This window comes from Nocardia noduli (genome assembly GCF_019038455.1).
GTDB lineage: Bacteria > Actinomycetota > Actinomycetes > Mycobacteriales > Mycobacteriaceae > Nocardia > Nocardia noduli.
Genome location: NZ_JAFMPL010000057.1, coordinates 13,819 through 28,157 on the forward strand (window position 1 = coordinate 13,819; position 14,339 = coordinate 28,157).

At 66.2% G+C, this 14,339-nt stretch carries 12 protein-coding genes; 1 reads left to right on the forward strand and 11 read right to left on the reverse strand.

Going from position 1 to position 14,339, the window contains the following annotated elements; all coding sequences use genetic code 11:
- Positions 1 to 66: 66 nt before the first annotated feature.
- The 4 genes from JZ792_RS25425 to JZ792_RS25440 form a co-directional block, all read right to left on the reverse strand.
- Positions 67 to 870 (reverse strand): TatD family hydrolase, encoded by an 804-nt coding sequence (locus tag JZ792_RS25425; RefSeq protein ID WP_216914138.1) that lies wholly within the window; start codon positions 868 to 870, stop codon positions 67 to 69.
- Positions 863 to 2,230: a Qat anti-phage system QueC-like protein QatC gene (gene qatC, locus JZ792_RS25430; RefSeq protein WP_216914140.1), complete on the reverse strand. Its 1,368-nt coding sequence runs from the start codon at positions 2,228 to 2,230 to the stop codon at positions 863 to 865. The genes JZ792_RS25425 and qatC overlap by 8 nt, the downstream gene beginning before the upstream one ends.
- Complete coding sequence (locus JZ792_RS25435) at positions 2,227 to 2,877, reverse strand: Qat anti-phage system associated protein QatB (RefSeq protein WP_216914142.1); 651 nt, start codon at positions 2,875 to 2,877, stop codon at positions 2,227 to 2,229. Before JZ792_RS25435 ends, qatC begins: the two co-directional genes overlap by 4 nt.
- 83 nt (positions 2,878 to 2,960) lie before the next feature.
- Positions 2,961 to 4,985 carry a KAP family P-loop NTPase fold protein gene (locus JZ792_RS25440; protein WP_216914144.1) on the reverse strand — a complete coding sequence of 675 codons (2,025 nt, stop codon included), beginning with the start codon at positions 4,983 to 4,985 and terminating at the stop codon, positions 2,961 to 2,963.
- 394 nt (positions 4,986 to 5,379) lie between these two features.
- On the opposite strand from JZ792_RS25440, the gene JZ792_RS25445 reads away from it, so the two are divergent.
- The gene (locus JZ792_RS25445; RefSeq protein ID WP_216914146.1) at positions 5,380 to 6,213 is read left to right on the forward strand and encodes a hypothetical protein; all 834 of its coding nucleotides are present in this window, start codon (positions 5,380 to 5,382) and stop codon (positions 6,211 to 6,213) included.
- Between the two features lie 497 nt (positions 6,214 to 6,710).
- On the opposite strand, the gene JZ792_RS25450 is transcribed toward JZ792_RS25445, so the two are convergent.
- The 7 genes from JZ792_RS25450 to JZ792_RS25480 all read right to left on the reverse strand — a co-directional run bounded on the left by JZ792_RS25450 (position 6,711) and on the right by JZ792_RS25480 (position 14,268).
- Positions 6,711 to 7,532 (reverse strand): DUF2690 domain-containing protein, encoded by an 822-nt coding sequence (locus JZ792_RS25450; protein ID WP_216914148.1) that lies wholly within the window; start codon positions 7,530 to 7,532, stop codon positions 6,711 to 6,713.
- A gap of 522 nt (positions 7,533 to 8,054) precedes the next feature.
- On the reverse strand, positions 8,055 to 8,546 hold the full coding sequence (locus tag JZ792_RS25455; RefSeq protein ID WP_216914150.1) for a hypothetical protein: 492 nt from the start codon (positions 8,544 to 8,546) through the stop codon (positions 8,055 to 8,057).
- Between the two features lie 166 nt (positions 8,547 to 8,712).
- Positions 8,713 to 9,849, reverse strand: a complete 1,137-nt coding sequence (locus JZ792_RS25460; RefSeq protein WP_216914152.1) for a hypothetical protein — start codon at positions 9,847 to 9,849, stop codon at positions 8,713 to 8,715.
- Complete coding sequence (locus JZ792_RS25465; protein WP_216914154.1) at positions 9,846 to 10,820, reverse strand: hypothetical protein; 975 nt, start codon at positions 10,818 to 10,820, stop codon at positions 9,846 to 9,848. Before JZ792_RS25465 ends, JZ792_RS25460 begins: the two co-directional genes overlap by 4 nt.
- A gap of 298 nt (positions 10,821 to 11,118) precedes the next feature.
- Positions 11,119 to 11,427 (reverse strand): DUF412 domain-containing protein, encoded by a 309-nt coding sequence (locus JZ792_RS25470; protein ID WP_216914156.1) that lies wholly within the window; start codon positions 11,425 to 11,427, stop codon positions 11,119 to 11,121.
- A gap of 992 nt (positions 11,428 to 12,419) precedes the next feature.
- Complete coding sequence (locus JZ792_RS25475) at positions 12,420 to 12,740, reverse strand: amphi-Trp domain-containing protein (protein WP_216914158.1); 321 nt, start codon at positions 12,738 to 12,740, stop codon at positions 12,420 to 12,422.
- Between the two features lie 385 nt (positions 12,741 to 13,125).
- Complete coding sequence (locus JZ792_RS25480) at positions 13,126 to 14,268, reverse strand: FAD-dependent oxidoreductase (protein WP_216914160.1); 1,143 nt, start codon at positions 14,266 to 14,268, stop codon at positions 13,126 to 13,128.
- Positions 14,269 to 14,339 lie beyond the last annotated feature (71 nt).

The window sequence follows — 14,339 nt, forward strand, 5'->3', positions numbered from 1 at the left end:
TTCATGGCCGGATCGCGGGCGGGCTGGGGTTCAGCGGTGTTTGCGACCGGGTTCGTTTGGTGATGATCAGCCCGACGGATTCGGGCCGTGGAACTGATTGTCGTGGTCGGGGCAGCCCGACTTCACACCGCCCAGAAGGCGTTGCTGGTTCTCGCGGATCGTGGTGTGGGCATATTGTTCGCTGACCTGCCACTTTGCGGCGAGGGAACCGATGGTGGCCGCGATGTCCGCAGGAGTTGTCGGGCGGGAACGCAGGCGCGTGTAGGGGCCGTCGGTTTCGAGTAGGATCCGGTCGAGCGGCAGGCGCGGGAGCAGTGTCGCAGCTTTGCGTGAGGCGAGCATCGCGGGGTTGATCGAGAAGTACATTCCGGCGGCAAGGGCGTCGTCGATGGGTCCGAGTGGGCCGGTGTACCAGTGCAGGATGGCGGGGATCCGGGCTTGGGCGAGTCTGGTGATGGTGTCGCGTTCGGCGCCGCGGCTGTGGACGGTGACCGGTATGGTGCGCAGGCGCGGTTCGGCGAGGATGGCTTCGAAGGCACGCAGTTGCGCTGTTTTGCTCGCTATCGCGTGGCGGCTGAAGTCGAGTCCGATCTCGCCGACCCAGTTGGCTTGAGGGAGCAGACGCAGGAACCGCAGTAGGTCGGCGGGGCCGAGGTCGGCGGCGCGCATCGGGTGGTATCCGAGGGCAACTTCGACGCCTGGGCGGCGGCCCAAGCGGGTGCGCAGGATCCGGTAGCGTCCCGGGTCTTCGGTGACGGCCACGACGTGGACTCCGGCGTGGTGGGCGCGGTCGAGTTCGGCGAGCGGATCGTCGTAGGCGTCGAGGTGGCAGTGTGTGTCGAGTAACCATTGCACCGGCATCTCAGACATTGTTGCCGATCCCTGTGGCGGGCGGTCGTTTCCCGGTGCCATGGGAGAGCCAGGCACGCAGTTCGGTGAGTCCGCGGCGCCAGACACCGAGGAACGCTTCGTGTTCTCCCTCGGGGATCGGGCCGTTGGACAGGACGTCGTGATCGGGGCGTTCGGCGAACGCCCCGGTGAGAACCGCGCGCAGGTCCGCTCCGCGGCGGCGTCGCGGGGTCATCAGGTAGTCGCGGTCGTCGGGGGCGAACACGTCCCAGGCGTAGGGGTCGTCGTCCCAGCCGACGTGGGCGAGGGAAGCGCGTCGGATCAGGCAGGGGAAGCAGTATCCGCAATTGCCTTGGGGGCGCCCGACGTAGCGGGCGGCTTCGGGATGCGAGCAGGACACGCTTTCGGGTGCCAGGTGTCGCAGCAGGGTGGGGTTCGCGGAGTCGGCCAGGATCTCGCCTTTGGTCTTGTACCGGTAGGGATTGAGGATCGGATTGGTGATCCCGAGAACCTCGGCGGCTTCGGCGAGCCGTGCCAGGAAGTGTGGGTGGGTGGTGCGGGTGCTGGCGCTGCCGACTCGGGCACGGGTCAACGGGACGTTGATCCCGATGAACCCGTTCTCCGGGATGTAGACCGGGGTATCGGGGCCGCAAGCCGAGGCCATGGCCAGCGCGGTGGTCAAGAACAGCAGCGAGCGTGATCGTGTGGTGTTCTCCCGCGCGCGGGGCAGGGGCCGGGCTTGACGAGGGTCTTTGGGGGCCGGTCGCAGGTGCAGTCGCCGTGACACGATCCGGTCGGATCCATAGGTGTTGGTGAGTGCGTCGAGCAGGGTGTGTTGCGCGGTGGAGGCTTGGCCTCCCTCGTGATGCGACAGCAGACACAATCGCATGTCAGGGGAGTGTTCGAGCAGATCGATCGCGCCGCACAAGGAATCCAGGCCGCCGGAGAACAGGCAGATCGCGTCCGCCTCGAGCCCGACGGTGGCCTCAGGTACCGGGTTCGGGTCGAGGCCGGTGAACGGGTGGCGGGGTTGACAGTAGGGCTCGAGGGTCCAGTGGTCACCGGTCAGGAATCCCAGAGTCGCGGCCAGGTCGGCCTGCTGCCATGGACTGGGGTCGGCGGTCGGTATCTCGAGGGTGAGCTGTCGGGTCCACAGGTCCGGTGCCATGGCTCTGCGGGTGGTCTTGTCGGCGCAGTACACTGCGGCGCCCAGGACCAGCAGATCGGCGGCGGCGCGGGTGGGCCGCCATCCCTGGTAGAAGTCCGCGCTGGCCTGGATCGTGGCGGCCGGTCGGCCGGGGGCCCAGTCCAGCAGCCGGACCCGGGCGGGGATGGTGGTGATCGGTTCGGTCGGATCGGTACGGACCCGCAAGGTGGTCATGGTGCCTCGTCGATCAGATGCTCGAGGGTGTTGTAGACGGTCTGGAAGCAGTTCGCGGCGATGTCACGGCCTTGGGGACCGGCCCATTCGATGGTGTAGGGGTCTTCGGGCAGGTTCAAACCGACGAATCCGTTGATCATTTCGCGGACCTGTTCGTCGGCGCGTGCCACCGCGTTCGGGTCGGTGAGCGCGCCGAGCTTTTCGGCCAGGACGGGGATCTTGTTGTAGATGTAGTGCGACAGGAACAGTTCCAGCATCTCGACCACGCCCTCCCGCGAGACCGCGGCGGTGAATTCCTCACCCATCTCCTCGAAGGTGTCGGCGTCGGCGAAGAGCAGCTCCATCACCTCGCAGCTGGCATCACGCGCCGCTTGGGAATCGAAGTCGTCACCGTCACCGGCGATGAAGGTCACCAGCTGATCGAGCACGTGGAATCGGGTACCACCGACCAGGCCCGAGAGCCCGAGCCCGGCGAGAGTGTCGGCGAACCCCGCGCCCGCAACCCCGGCCAGCAGAGAACCCAGCCGCTGCACCCCGATGGTTCCCGCGCGCGCGGCCGCCGCGGCCGTTGCGGCGCCACCGAGCACCGGAACGTGACGGGCGAGCACTCTTTCGGCCCGCGCCTCGGAGTCCGCCCCGGCGCGCACCGCACGTGCGTAGGAGGAGGCAGCATGTTTGAGAGGTGTCCACGCAGCACCCCGCCCCGCCGTGCGGTCGGCGGAGGTTCCCACTACCGACCTCTTTGGCGAGGCGTATCCCGCGCGGCGGTGACCACCGCCTTCAATCGGGGGATTCCGCTGTTCTGCCAGTACTCCAGCACCGCGACCGCGTTCGGGTTGTCGGTGGGCAGTCGATTGACGGCGGTAGGCACCTTCGACAGCGGTACAGCGCTGGCAGGCAGCGTGAGCAGTTTGTCGCATATCGTGGCCACGACATCGGGGCAGTGTCCGGCGATCTCGAGGACCGCGTCGAACGCCGGGCCTCCGGGCTGGCGTTCCAACGTGTACAGCAATGCCTCGACCAACTGGGCGCGTTCGCCGGAGGGCAGCGCGGCGATCCGCTGGCAGGCATCGCGGCGCAGCGCAGCGACGTCGCCCTGGATCTTGGTCAGCAATTCCTGCAGGTGTTGAGGCAGGCGGGCGACCGCGACACCGAGGCTGAGTTTGTCACGCGAGTAGGTGAAATACGGTCGAAGATCGGTGCTGGCCAGACTCGGCGCCAGACGCAGCCATGCCCGCACGTGCGGTTTGTTCATCCAGGCGTGCAACTCCTCGCCGCCAGCGGGCGGTGCCTCGTCGCTACCGGCCTGTGGTGCAGCGCTTTCGGGCTGGCCCTGCGAGGACGTTCGGGTGCGGCGCGCACGGGGAGGCTGTTCGTCGCCGACCCTGGAGCCCGAGGCGCTACCGGGTTCGGCGGCCGCTGCGGCGGGCTCGCTCGCGGCGGCGACCTCGGCGATCGCGAGTTCGGGGATCGGTCCCTGTGCCTGGACCTGCCAGCCGAACAACTTCTGGAAATCGGTCAGGTACTGGGCTTCCAGTGCCATCAGTTTGGCCAGTACCGGACGCTGAAGTGTGATGCCGCGGCGTACGGCGCTGCGATGTTTGAGCATCAGGTCGTTGAGGAACCGCTTGAGCTGGCGAGGGTTGCCTCGCAGTCCACCACCGAGGATCTCGGAAACACTTGCCGCCCAGGCTAAGTCGTTGACCAATGCCGGCGGGACGTCGTCGACGACCTCGTTGCAGATTCCGAGGTTGAACGCGACATGGAGGTTGCCTTCGGCGCGGATCGCGCGGGTCTTGTCGATGACTTTGGCGAACTGTTCGGGTTCCAGATGAAGTTGCGCCAGCAGCAGATTCATGTAGGTGTCGGCTTCGGGCGGGGACAGTTGTGGGACGCTGACTCGCAACTGGAGCATCTTCTCGAGGTATTTCGCGCCCAGCCCGGTGCCTTCGATCACCAACTCCGGATAGCGTGAGTCGATCGCCGATTGCACGATTTCTTCGTTGGCAGCGATCACGAACGCCGTCTTCTCGGTGTTGACGAACAACCTGATCGCCTCGAAGGTATCGACGACGGTGTCGGGCAGACACCGATCCAGGTCATCGATGAACACCACCACTGCCTTCACATCCGTCAGTTCGGTCACCAGGTGCGCGAAGTCCGCACGGAAGGACCCCACATCGGTGACCCGCTCCCGAGCGACCGGCTCCTCGACCGCCGGTTCCACCGGGTCGGCCAACCGTTCAGCCCCCGCCCGCGCGCCTGCGCTCAACGTATCCCCGATGACGCCCGCCAACGCCGGATCCATGTTCGAGTCGAGTGCTTGGGCGGCCAACGGCGCCCATTGCGGCGCGGCACCCAGTATCGTGCGCGCGGCCTTGCGCCCGTAACGCCGCAGGCGGGGCAGGCGTTTGCGAAGTTGCTGGACCTGCTCGTGCGCTTGCGCGTCATCGCCGACACGTTCGTCGATGGCGTCGAGGATGGCGTTCATCAGCGCGACCTTGACGTCGTCGTAGTCCTCGTACTGCCACGGACTGAACTGCACACACAGATACGGCGAGGCCTGTTCGGGACCGCCTTCGGCGCGGAGTTCCGCGCAGGTCAACGCCATCAACGAGCTCTTGCCCGAACCCCAATCACCGAGCAACCCGATCGTCAATGGCAACAGCCGTGACTCGGTGACCGCGACGAACAACGTATCGACCAGGAAATCGAACCCCAGCAGATCGACATCGGCCTCATTGTCAGCCCACATGACTCACTCCGATCTCGCGCACCCCACGCCGACGAGCATCTCCGCCGATGCGGTGCTCTAGCCCCTCGACCACTGCGGTCTCGAACAGTTTCGCCGTAGCCACCGGAAAGCTAACACCACTGGCACGCTCAGCGTCGCGAAACGATAGCCGACATCGACTGTCGTTGTGACGAGCTCACACGTCATGGCGGTGCGACCGACCTCAGGGTCCAAGCCGTTGAGGCCGTAGCGGCGGGAGTGGGCACTTTCGCACTGCCTGAGGGGTCACGTTCCCAGCCCGATGCACGTTCCTCATTCGACGTGCCGGTCAGTTCGTCTTTGATCTACTGCGTCGTCTCAGTTGCCCCGAAATAGTCTGTTGCGCGTCGGGTTCGTGCGGAGCAACGATGGCACGATGAGTATCGACTGGTGCCGTCACTGTGGTGAACACAAGGCGATGACCCTCGAGCATCTTCCGGCTCGAGCGACCGGGAACAGCTCGGAATTCACGCTGTACCAGGAGTACGGTGCAGAGTTCACGGCCCTGCACGAGTTCACACACGGCCACGCGTTGGCGACCCTGTGCGGTGACTGCAACAACGGCGCGAGCAATCGGGGTCTACCGCAGGCGTACACAGCGTGGCATCACGACGTCGTCGGCTATGTACGAAGTTACGCGGCGCACTACCAGCAGATCACCGGTGCTGATCGCAACGACTTCTGGACCCTGTCCCACGACGAGACATTCTCGGTGTCGATGGAACATGGCAAAGGCGTCGACCCGAAGAAGATGACCAACCTGCACCCTGGCCGCATCGCTCGCCAGGTCCTCGGCGGATTCCTCGCCGTGCAGAACGGCCGTCGATTGCTCGATGACCATCCACAGCTGCAGGCAGCCTATTTCGCCGACGGGCCGGCCTCGATCGCGCCTCTCACCCTGCACATCGCTCTGGCCAACGTCGGGACCGCATACCTGACCAGCGCAGCCAAGACGGTGAAAATCCACCTGGACCAGGTACATGCCAGCTCGGCCAGCTGCTGGATATTGACGTTCTCGCCATTCTTGGCGCTACTGGTAGACGGCGAACAGTCACCTCCGATTGCCGCGACCCGCATCGACCACTGGTTCCAGCAACCGGTCAGAGCAACTTTCGGTCGAAGGACCCGAACTGTTGAATACCCCGTCGCCGACCGAAAAGATCTGCTTGTGGCCAAGCTCTACAGCGACCTGGACCGACTACCTCGGTAGCTGCCTCGTCGGCTATTCGATTGGGCGACAACACACTGCGGCAAGTTCGGGCGAGGGACTAGGCGGACCGTCGAGGACCGGCACGATAGTGATCCCGTCCGCCGTCGCGTCGGTTCCTGCTTCCTGGCCCTGTGAGAGCCGTTCCACAGTAACAGTGGTCGGCCGCGCCGATTCACTGCTCGACAACACGCGCGCCGAACGCAGAGGCTATCGCCAGGAACGAGGTTCACTTCGCGGTGTATTACTGTCCGGTTCGAAGGGCCGCGAGTATCACATCAACGAGACCGTCGCGGGCGGCTCGAGACAGCTGCGCGGCGTGACGGCCATCGCGATACGGGGCCAAAGGTCCAGCGCGCATCAACATGCCGGTGGTCGAGTCGACCAAGGCCCTGCCGGTTTTTTCGCGCCGATCAAGAAACAGGTCCGCGATGGGCAGGCCCGCCGGTCTCCCAGTGGCCATGGGGCGCCCGGAGAGCACCTCATCCTTCTAACCCGGTTCAGGTGCAGATTTCTTGGCCGACTGCTTCGGTGTGACCTTCGACTGTGATCGCGCCTTGCGCGCAGAGGCGATCGGTGGGGTCAGCGCGCACGATCAGGTAGGTGTAGGCGGAGTCCACATCGGGTTCCACGGCGTCCTGGCGGGTGGGCCCGTGTGGGTCGGAGCGGCGATAGATCGCTACTTCGAGGCGGTTGCCGCGACCGGCGTTGTCGTAGCGGGTGATTCGTGCCCATGCTGCGTCACAGGTGTGGGAGAACAGGATCTCGAGCAACATCTTCGGTTTGTTGGTACTGGCAGCGACCTTCGCGTCGTTGCGGCACTGTGTCTTGCCGGGGTCATCACCGGTATGGACCTCAGGGGCGGCCGCCAGGTCGGGGGCGACCCGCGAGACGACCACCGCGGCGGTCACGACGTTGCTCAGAATCAGGACTGCGGCCGCCGCCGCGCCGAGTAGCCACCACCTACCGGTAGATGAGCGTCGCGGCGGAGCCGGTTCGCGGTCGTCGGTGCGCTCACGGATCTCCAGCGGCACCAGAGCGGCACGGCGAGCGATCCATTGGGCCGCGAGCTGTTCGTCGTTGGTCAATGCCACGACGAAGGCCCGTACGGTCCTTTCGGTGGCCAGCGACTCGGGTTTGATCGCGTTGTTCAACGTGCTGCGCCCAACTTCGATGTTCCGGCGCCGTAGTCTGCGCTCCATCGCCTCGTAGGAGATCTGAGGATATCGGGCCTTGAGCGCCTTCAAATCAGCGGCGAAGGCAGCGACCGTATCACCCGCACCCGCACCCAGTCCGGTGCCGGAATCGGTCGGCTCGGCCATGATTTTGTCCCCCTTCCCGCCGCCGCCGGGTATCACGGCAGCATCGCCGCCTCATCGAGTCCGCCGAGGGGCCCGCCCTCGTTCCGATCCCGCACGCGCACCGCCCCAGCAGCTTCTCCGCTACTATCCTGTAGCGGAAATCGGTTATGTGACAGGGCAATTGAAGAAATCGGAAGTGCCGGTCGTAGGTGAAGATACCAGCCCGAAGCGAAATCAGGCAGGGGCCCCGACCACCCACATGCCTCCAGGTGGTTGTGGCGTCCTCGTCGGTGCGACCGCGCTTGGGGACCGCAACATCTAGCGGGTCGCCTCTACCCCAAAGGCCGGCCCATCGAGACGGTTTGCGGTAGCGCCGGGCAGGCGCCCCGTCGTGGCCGGTCAACGGCGAACCCGCCCGCCGCGCGATCTCAGCGACCGGATGTCGGCGCGTGCAGCGCACGTCAGCGCTTGGAACTCGCGCTGGTCGGCCGCGGCGATGACCAGATCCCGCTGGCCACCCGAATCGGAAGTTACGAGCTCCTCTCATGCCGGGTCCTCCATCGGGTCGCGCGGGGCATCCTGCTCGACCGCGGGAGCCTCGCGTCCGACGCGCATCCGGGCGATGAACGCGTGGAACCCCGCGCCCGCGGCCCCGGCGAATATCCGGATTCCGCCCGCCACGGCGGTGACGGTCTTGGCACCGGTACCGGTGAGCGCACCGATCACGGCCCCCACCGGGCGGGTCATACCGGTCAGAACGCGATGGCGGTCGCTGGGCCCGGTGAAGAACAGCAGCGCGGCAACGAGCCCGGCGCCCATCAGCAGCACCACGACCGCTGCGGCGTGGCGCGGGTCGGCGACCTCGGGGCGCACCAGCTTCCACACCAGTACCGCCACCAGCGGCACGCCGAGCAGACCGACGGTCCAGCCCGCGACGGTCCAGCCGGTGGCGTGCATTTCGGCGGGCGCGCGCTCGCTGACGACGGTGCGCGCCGGACCGGACTCGCCAGCAGGTGTGTTCTCGGAGTTTCGCATTTATGTCCTCTGACAGGTTGTGATGACCTGCGAGGAGGCGGCCTCGCAGCGGCCCGCCCCATGGAAGCTGGGCGGACCGCTGTCAGCGACTCGTCGCAATCTTCGTGCATCGCGGCGAGCCAGCGGCAGGCTCTCGTATAGGAGCGAGGGCCCGCCGCCGGCTCCCTCATCGGCGTACGGCCACCAGTTCGGCTACTTCCTCGGGAGTGAGCGCGGGACCACGCGACCCCGTCTTGTTGATGCCGATCGGTTCCCGCGGGTGAGCTTCCCGCATCCAGGCCACTTCCCGGATCCGTCGGCACGCCGTCGCGGCGGTCCTCGACAGTCCGGGCAGGATCGACTCGAAGTCGATTTCGCGCCACGGCCATTCCTCGCTCGTGTAACCGAGCGCCCCAGCGAGCACCAGAACTATCCCCGGACGCACGCAGACGAGGTCCGCGTTCCTGGACCACTGAGACCGGTCCTCGGCACCGGGGTAGCACGCTTCGATGAACGCGCGCAGGCGTGCCTCGATCGGCGGTGAGGCGCTGCTGACACGCAGCATCGCCGCGAGCGCCGAGTCACGATCGCGCTTGAGGCCGCCCGGCGGCGTGCATCCGAGCGACGTGAGGAACGGGCGTGGGGCGATGAGGTGATCCGGCGGCGGGGATGTCGACTCGTCGGTGCGGTGCGGGCTCACAATGTCGGGCCACATGATTGCCTCATGATCGCTGGCTGAGGGCCCGAGACGATAGAGGTTGTGGAGATCTCTCACCCGTGCGATTGCCGCCGAAAACCGTTTGGGCGTGGTGATGTAGTCCGGAGCTCCGGACAGTCGGGGCACCGTCGGCAGGGGCCGCACGGGGGCGAGATGCTGTAGCGGAGTCGTCGCCCCCGCGGCGAGGTGCTGGTTGACTGCCTCTGCCCACATGATCGCGTCCTGTTCGGTGACGTCGGTTGTGGCGGCGATCTCGTGTACCTCGGCCACCGCGCCGCCGTCGAGGTCGACGGTCGACACGCCGACGGCCTGCCCGCCGATCGAGCTGCGCTCGACCAGCGCCATCACGCGTCGCCGCAACGCGATCTCGTGTACCTCGGCGAGGGCGACCGCCTCGCCGTCGAAGTCTGTGACCGGCTCGGGGATGATCAGGTCGTCGTCGAGTCGGATGGCGGCCTCGGCCCACCCCGCTACCGGGTCGTCGTCATCGATGCCGACCGCGGGGGAGTCGGACGCGTGGAACTTGACCTGCCACAGGCCCGTAGCCGATGGTTCGGGCTCAACGCCCACCAGGTTCCAGAATTCGAGGTCGTTGTCGTTGGTCATGAGTTCTCCGGCTTGCGGCCGCGAGACAGCTCCCGCGCCCACGGGTAGATCGTCATCAGTCGCGACCAGCGGCGCTCGACGGACTTCGCCGTCGTGCCCAACTTCTGCGCGATGGCCTGATTGCTTTCGCGCGCGGCCTTGCCGAGCAGGATCTGCCCGTCGCGCGCGTCCATCGTCGAGAGCACCGCGCCGATCTGCTCGGCGAACCGCTCGTCGTCGGCATCACGCGCCGCGTGTTCCTCCTCGGACCGGCTCAGCACGGCCTCTGCAACAACGTCGGGGTCGTCCAGGCGAAGGTGCGTGGCCCACTCCTGCTCTTGGCGCCGAAAGGCCCGGAACTCCTCGGCGAAACTCAACAAACAGCCGCCGACGAAGAAGGTCGCCATACTCGCGCTCCCGGGTCGCCACCCCTTGCCGGCGAGTCCGGCCGTGCGGAACCGGGCCAGTGCCGTGCCGACCGCCGCGACGGCGAGTTCCTCGCAGACCTCGTCGCGGGACAGACGCGCGAGCTCGACAGCGCTGGGCCGCAGGTCGATACCGCGCTCGACCAGCTTCGCGAACACGAGGTTGGGGATCCACGCACGCAGGCTCGCCAGCCCGCACCGCGCGAGGTGGTCGCTGACGATCTGCCACACCGGGCCGACGAAGCCGTGCTCCTCAAGCAGCTCGTACAGCTCGGCATCGGCATCCCGCGCGGTTCCGGAGCTACGGACCAACGTTGCCTGTATCCGGCTGCGAGAGAACGGATCGGGATCCCCAGCCGCGCCGCCTCTCGCACGGTCCACGCGGCTCGCCGCCTGCTGACTGGAACCTCGTGGCAGCTGGGAACGCACGACCCCCAGCATCCCGTTCTTCATGACCGGCAGCATCGGGTCCGGTGGAAGACCGGTAAGGTACGCAGCCGTATGCCGATCGGTGAGGTAGTCGAATGAGGCGCCCAGGAAGAGCACCTGCCTGTTCTGATCGGTCACCTCAGCCGAGCTCCGATGCGTGCGAGCCGACGTACGGGCGTGAAAATTCGCATGCCCCAGTTATAGGAACCCTGCGCTCGATGATCCCCTCCCTGGAGAATTCGGCCGGATCTGCTGAGTGGGCGCCGCTTTCGGAATCAGACGGTGAAGCAATGGATGCGCCGGACCCACGCTCGTCACCGCGTATGCAGCGCCACTCGGACGACCGCGTGGCCGAGTCGGGCCGAGCACCGCCTCAGGCCGCGAGCAGCAGCCAGTCCGGGAGCACGCCGACTTCGCTACTACGCCGCCTTCAACGCTACGCTGGCAGCGAGTCGACATCGGCGGCGTCGGTCCGGGCGAATACGAACAGGTTCTGCGAGGCGGACACGAGGACGATCAGGACAAGGTAACCGAGCCACGGGTCGGGTACGCCGTCGGCGGTCATGACCCTCCACATCAGCAGTTGGCTCGCCACGCACTTCACCAGGACGAGGGGTGTCCTCGTGCTGCGGCCGCGCCACCATACCTGGTTGCCGCCGAGGTAGAGCCCGAGCGCGAACAACGCGACGGTCAGCACCGGGACGTGCGCGGCGTGCGGCATGATCGCGGCCAGGCAAGCGAGCACGACGAGGGTAGCCAGCGAGCGGCCTACTGCGGCGCCGCAGTAGGCTGGGTCGGCGCGCGGCCGGTCTACCGTCCCGCACAGGTATCGTGTGCGCCGTCTCCCCCCAACCGCCGGATATTACGTCACGTGACGTAATATCCGAGTCCGGAGGGAGGGGAGGGGGAAGGGGTGCAGCCGTCGCGAGCCGACCTGTCGACTCGCGACGAAGGCGCATCCCCTCGATGGAACGTCCGACAGGGTTTCCTCTCGGCGGTTCCAGTCGCCTACCTCCGAACAGCGCACACGCGCTACGCCCGCAGCGCCCGGGGCTCGATGATCGCCCGGAAGGGAGCGCTTCACCGGGGGCGTGGCGGAGGTGAGAGACAGGCAGCCCGAGCCTCGACTTGACATAATTACTTATTATCGGCAAAACCCTTGCAGCACAACACAACCCGGGGAGAGGACCCCAAAATCCGATAAAACATGACAGCAGCAGAGAAAATCCGGAAAAACCCGACAGTCGCGGAGACACACCACAGTCCGACACACCCACACCACACACCGTCCGAAAAAACCTGACAGTGCCGGAAACACAAAACCCCAGCACACACCCGAACCGGCCACCACCGAGGACACCGATCCAGAAAAACCTGAGAGCGCCGGATCACGCCACATCAGCCACACAAGCAACTTACGTCACTGTGACACTACGAAAATGCATAAATATACGAAGATCGACAGAAACAAGCGACCAACAACCACCTTTTACCGGAAAACGACCCACATCCGGACACTGCCAACTCTTCCCGGATTACTGCCAACTTTTTCCGGAACGGACAACCGACTCCAGACTATTTCCACGTGGCATAAATGAGGCGGATTTTAACGCCGATAATCTACATTATGTCAACTTACCGCTCGCCCGCAGCCGACCCACCGCGGGCCGCCCGCCGCTCGGCAGGCAGGCGACCAGCCCCTTCCCATATCTCAACCGTGGACACAAAGCGCGCGAATCACTTGGCCGTCGCCTTACGTGCCCGGGCCCGCCGCGCGGCCTTACGTGGTACCGCGGGCACCGCCTCCAGGTCGCCCCCGGATTCGCCGGACGGATCATCGCGCCAACTGATCTCGATCTCGATTTCTGTCCTGTCGCCGTCGACTTCGATCTCGAGTTCCCATTCGACGTGGTCGGCGACGACGATTTCGATCGAATCGCCACCCGACCCCATTTCCACCTCCGAGCCATTCGCGAGTGCATGTCCGATCGCGATGAGTCGCTCGGATACCTCTTTGCGGGAGAGTTCGGACTTACTCTTGATCTCCAACTTCGGCACGACGACTCCTGACCTGGGTTCAGTGTGGACGTGCACTCACCGTAACCGCCGCAGCGGGCCGAACAGCGCGAACCGGCCATAAAACCGACGTGTCGGTACCGCCGGGTGTCGGCGACGGATGTGCGGTTCGAACTCGCGCCTACGGGCAACCGCACGGCGGATCCGCAGCACCCGACCGGTGCGGCCGACTCCCCCGGCTCAGTGTTGCCCGGGACGTCCCCACACCGACGGATCCGGTGGATCCCAGCCGTCGGCACCCGGCAGTTCGAGTCCGGCACGGGCGGTGGTCCGGTGGCGCGACGCTGCGGAGGCAACGTGGTGGGCCTCTGGTTTCTCGGCCGTGATCGACGAACCCTTCACTCTGGCATGCGCGGCAAAGTCGCAGTCAGTGCTGTTCCTGGAGGGCGACGCCTTCGAGCAGTTCGACGAGTCCGAACGGCGCACGCTCGCCGAGGCAGAGTTCGATCACCTCGTGGGCGTCCGCGTAGGCCGCCGCGCTGCGCGGGAACAGGGTGGTCTCGTAGGCGGTGAGTGCCGCTTCGATGTCGTCGGGGTGCGCGGCGATCGACTCCGCCAGTTCGGCGCCGTCGAGCATCGCCAGATTCGCGCCGTCGCCGGACGGTGGCATCAGGTGCGCGGCGTCACCGAGGAGCGTCACTCCTGGCACGCGGTCCCAGCGGTGGCCGGCCGGGAGGGTGTGGATCATGCGTGGGACGGGTGCGGTTTCGCCGGCGGTGATCAGTGCGGTGAGTTCCGGAGCCCATCCGTCGAACTCGGCCGCGACCCTGGCGGCCGCGGCGGTGGCGTCGGTGAAGTCGATGTCGGCGATCCACTCGGCGGGGCGGTTCAGTTCGACGTAGGTGTGCAGGATGTCCCCCGCTTCCCGGTGCGCGACGATCCCCTTTCCCGGGGTGAGCGCGTACATGGCGCCCGCACCGACCGCTTCGGCCGTGGCCGGGTGCCGTTGGTCGACGTCGTAGAGGTATGTCTCCACGAAGGTGACGTCGATGTACTCCGGTTTCGCGTCGGAGACCAGAGGGCGGATTCTCGACCAGGCGCCGTCTGCGCCGACGAGGAGGTTCGTCGTGACGGTCGAACCGTCGGCGAAAGTCAGTTCGTGTCGTCCGTCGCCGAGCGACCGGACCAGGGTGACCTTGTGCCCCCATCGGACCGTGTCGGCGGGCAGGGAGTCGAGCAGAATTCGGCGAAGGTCGCCTCGCAGCACTTCCGGTCGTGCGCCGGTTCGGTCGTCGGGTTCGTCGAGCAGGACCGTGCCGTGCTGGTCGAGCACTCGTGCGACGTCTCCGCCCTGGTGGATGATGGCGCGGAATTCGTCGGTGAGACCCGCGGCGGCGAGTGCGATCTGGCCGTCGTGTTCGTGGATGTCGAGTTGACCGCCTTGGGTGCGGGTGTCTGCCGAGGCGTCGGCCTCGTAGACCGTGGCGGGGATGCCGTGGACGTGTAGGACGCGTGCGAGGGTGAGGCCGCCGAGGCCCGCGCCGATGATCGTGATCGGTGTTGTCGTCATCTCGGTACTCCTTTCGATGTCATTGGAACAGCGTTCCATCAATGCCATGTTGGAACATCGTTCCATCCGTG

Bases quoted from the DNA above. Each gene is read 5' to 3' on its own strand.
- JZ792_RS25425 (WP_216914138.1), bottom strand. From the start codon at position 870: ATGTCTGAGATGCCGGTGCAATGGTTACTCGACACACACTGCCACCTC.
- qatC (WP_216914140.1), bottom strand. From the start codon at position 2,230: ATGACCACCTTGCGGGTCCGTACCGATCCGACCGAACCGATCACCACC.
- JZ792_RS25440 (WP_216914144.1), bottom strand. From the start codon at position 4,985: ATGTGGGCTGACAATGAGGCCGATGTCGATCTGCTGGGGTTCGATTTC.
- JZ792_RS25445 (WP_216914146.1), top strand. From the start codon at position 5,380: ATGAGTATCGACTGGTGCCGTCACTGTGGTGAACACAAGGCGATGACC.
- JZ792_RS25450 (WP_216914148.1), bottom strand. From the start codon at position 7,532: ATGGCCGAGCCGACCGATTCCGGCACCGGACTGGGTGCGGGTGCGGGT.
- JZ792_RS25455 (WP_216914150.1), bottom strand. From the start codon at position 8,546: ATGCGAAACTCCGAGAACACACCTGCTGGCGAGTCCGGTCCGGCGCGC.
- JZ792_RS25460 (WP_216914152.1), bottom strand. From the start codon at position 9,849: ATGACCAACGACAACGACCTCGAATTCTGGAACCTGGTGGGCGTTGAG.
- JZ792_RS25480 (WP_216914160.1), bottom strand. From the start codon at position 14,268: ATGACGACAACACCGATCACGATCATCGGCGCGGGCCTCGGCGGCCTC.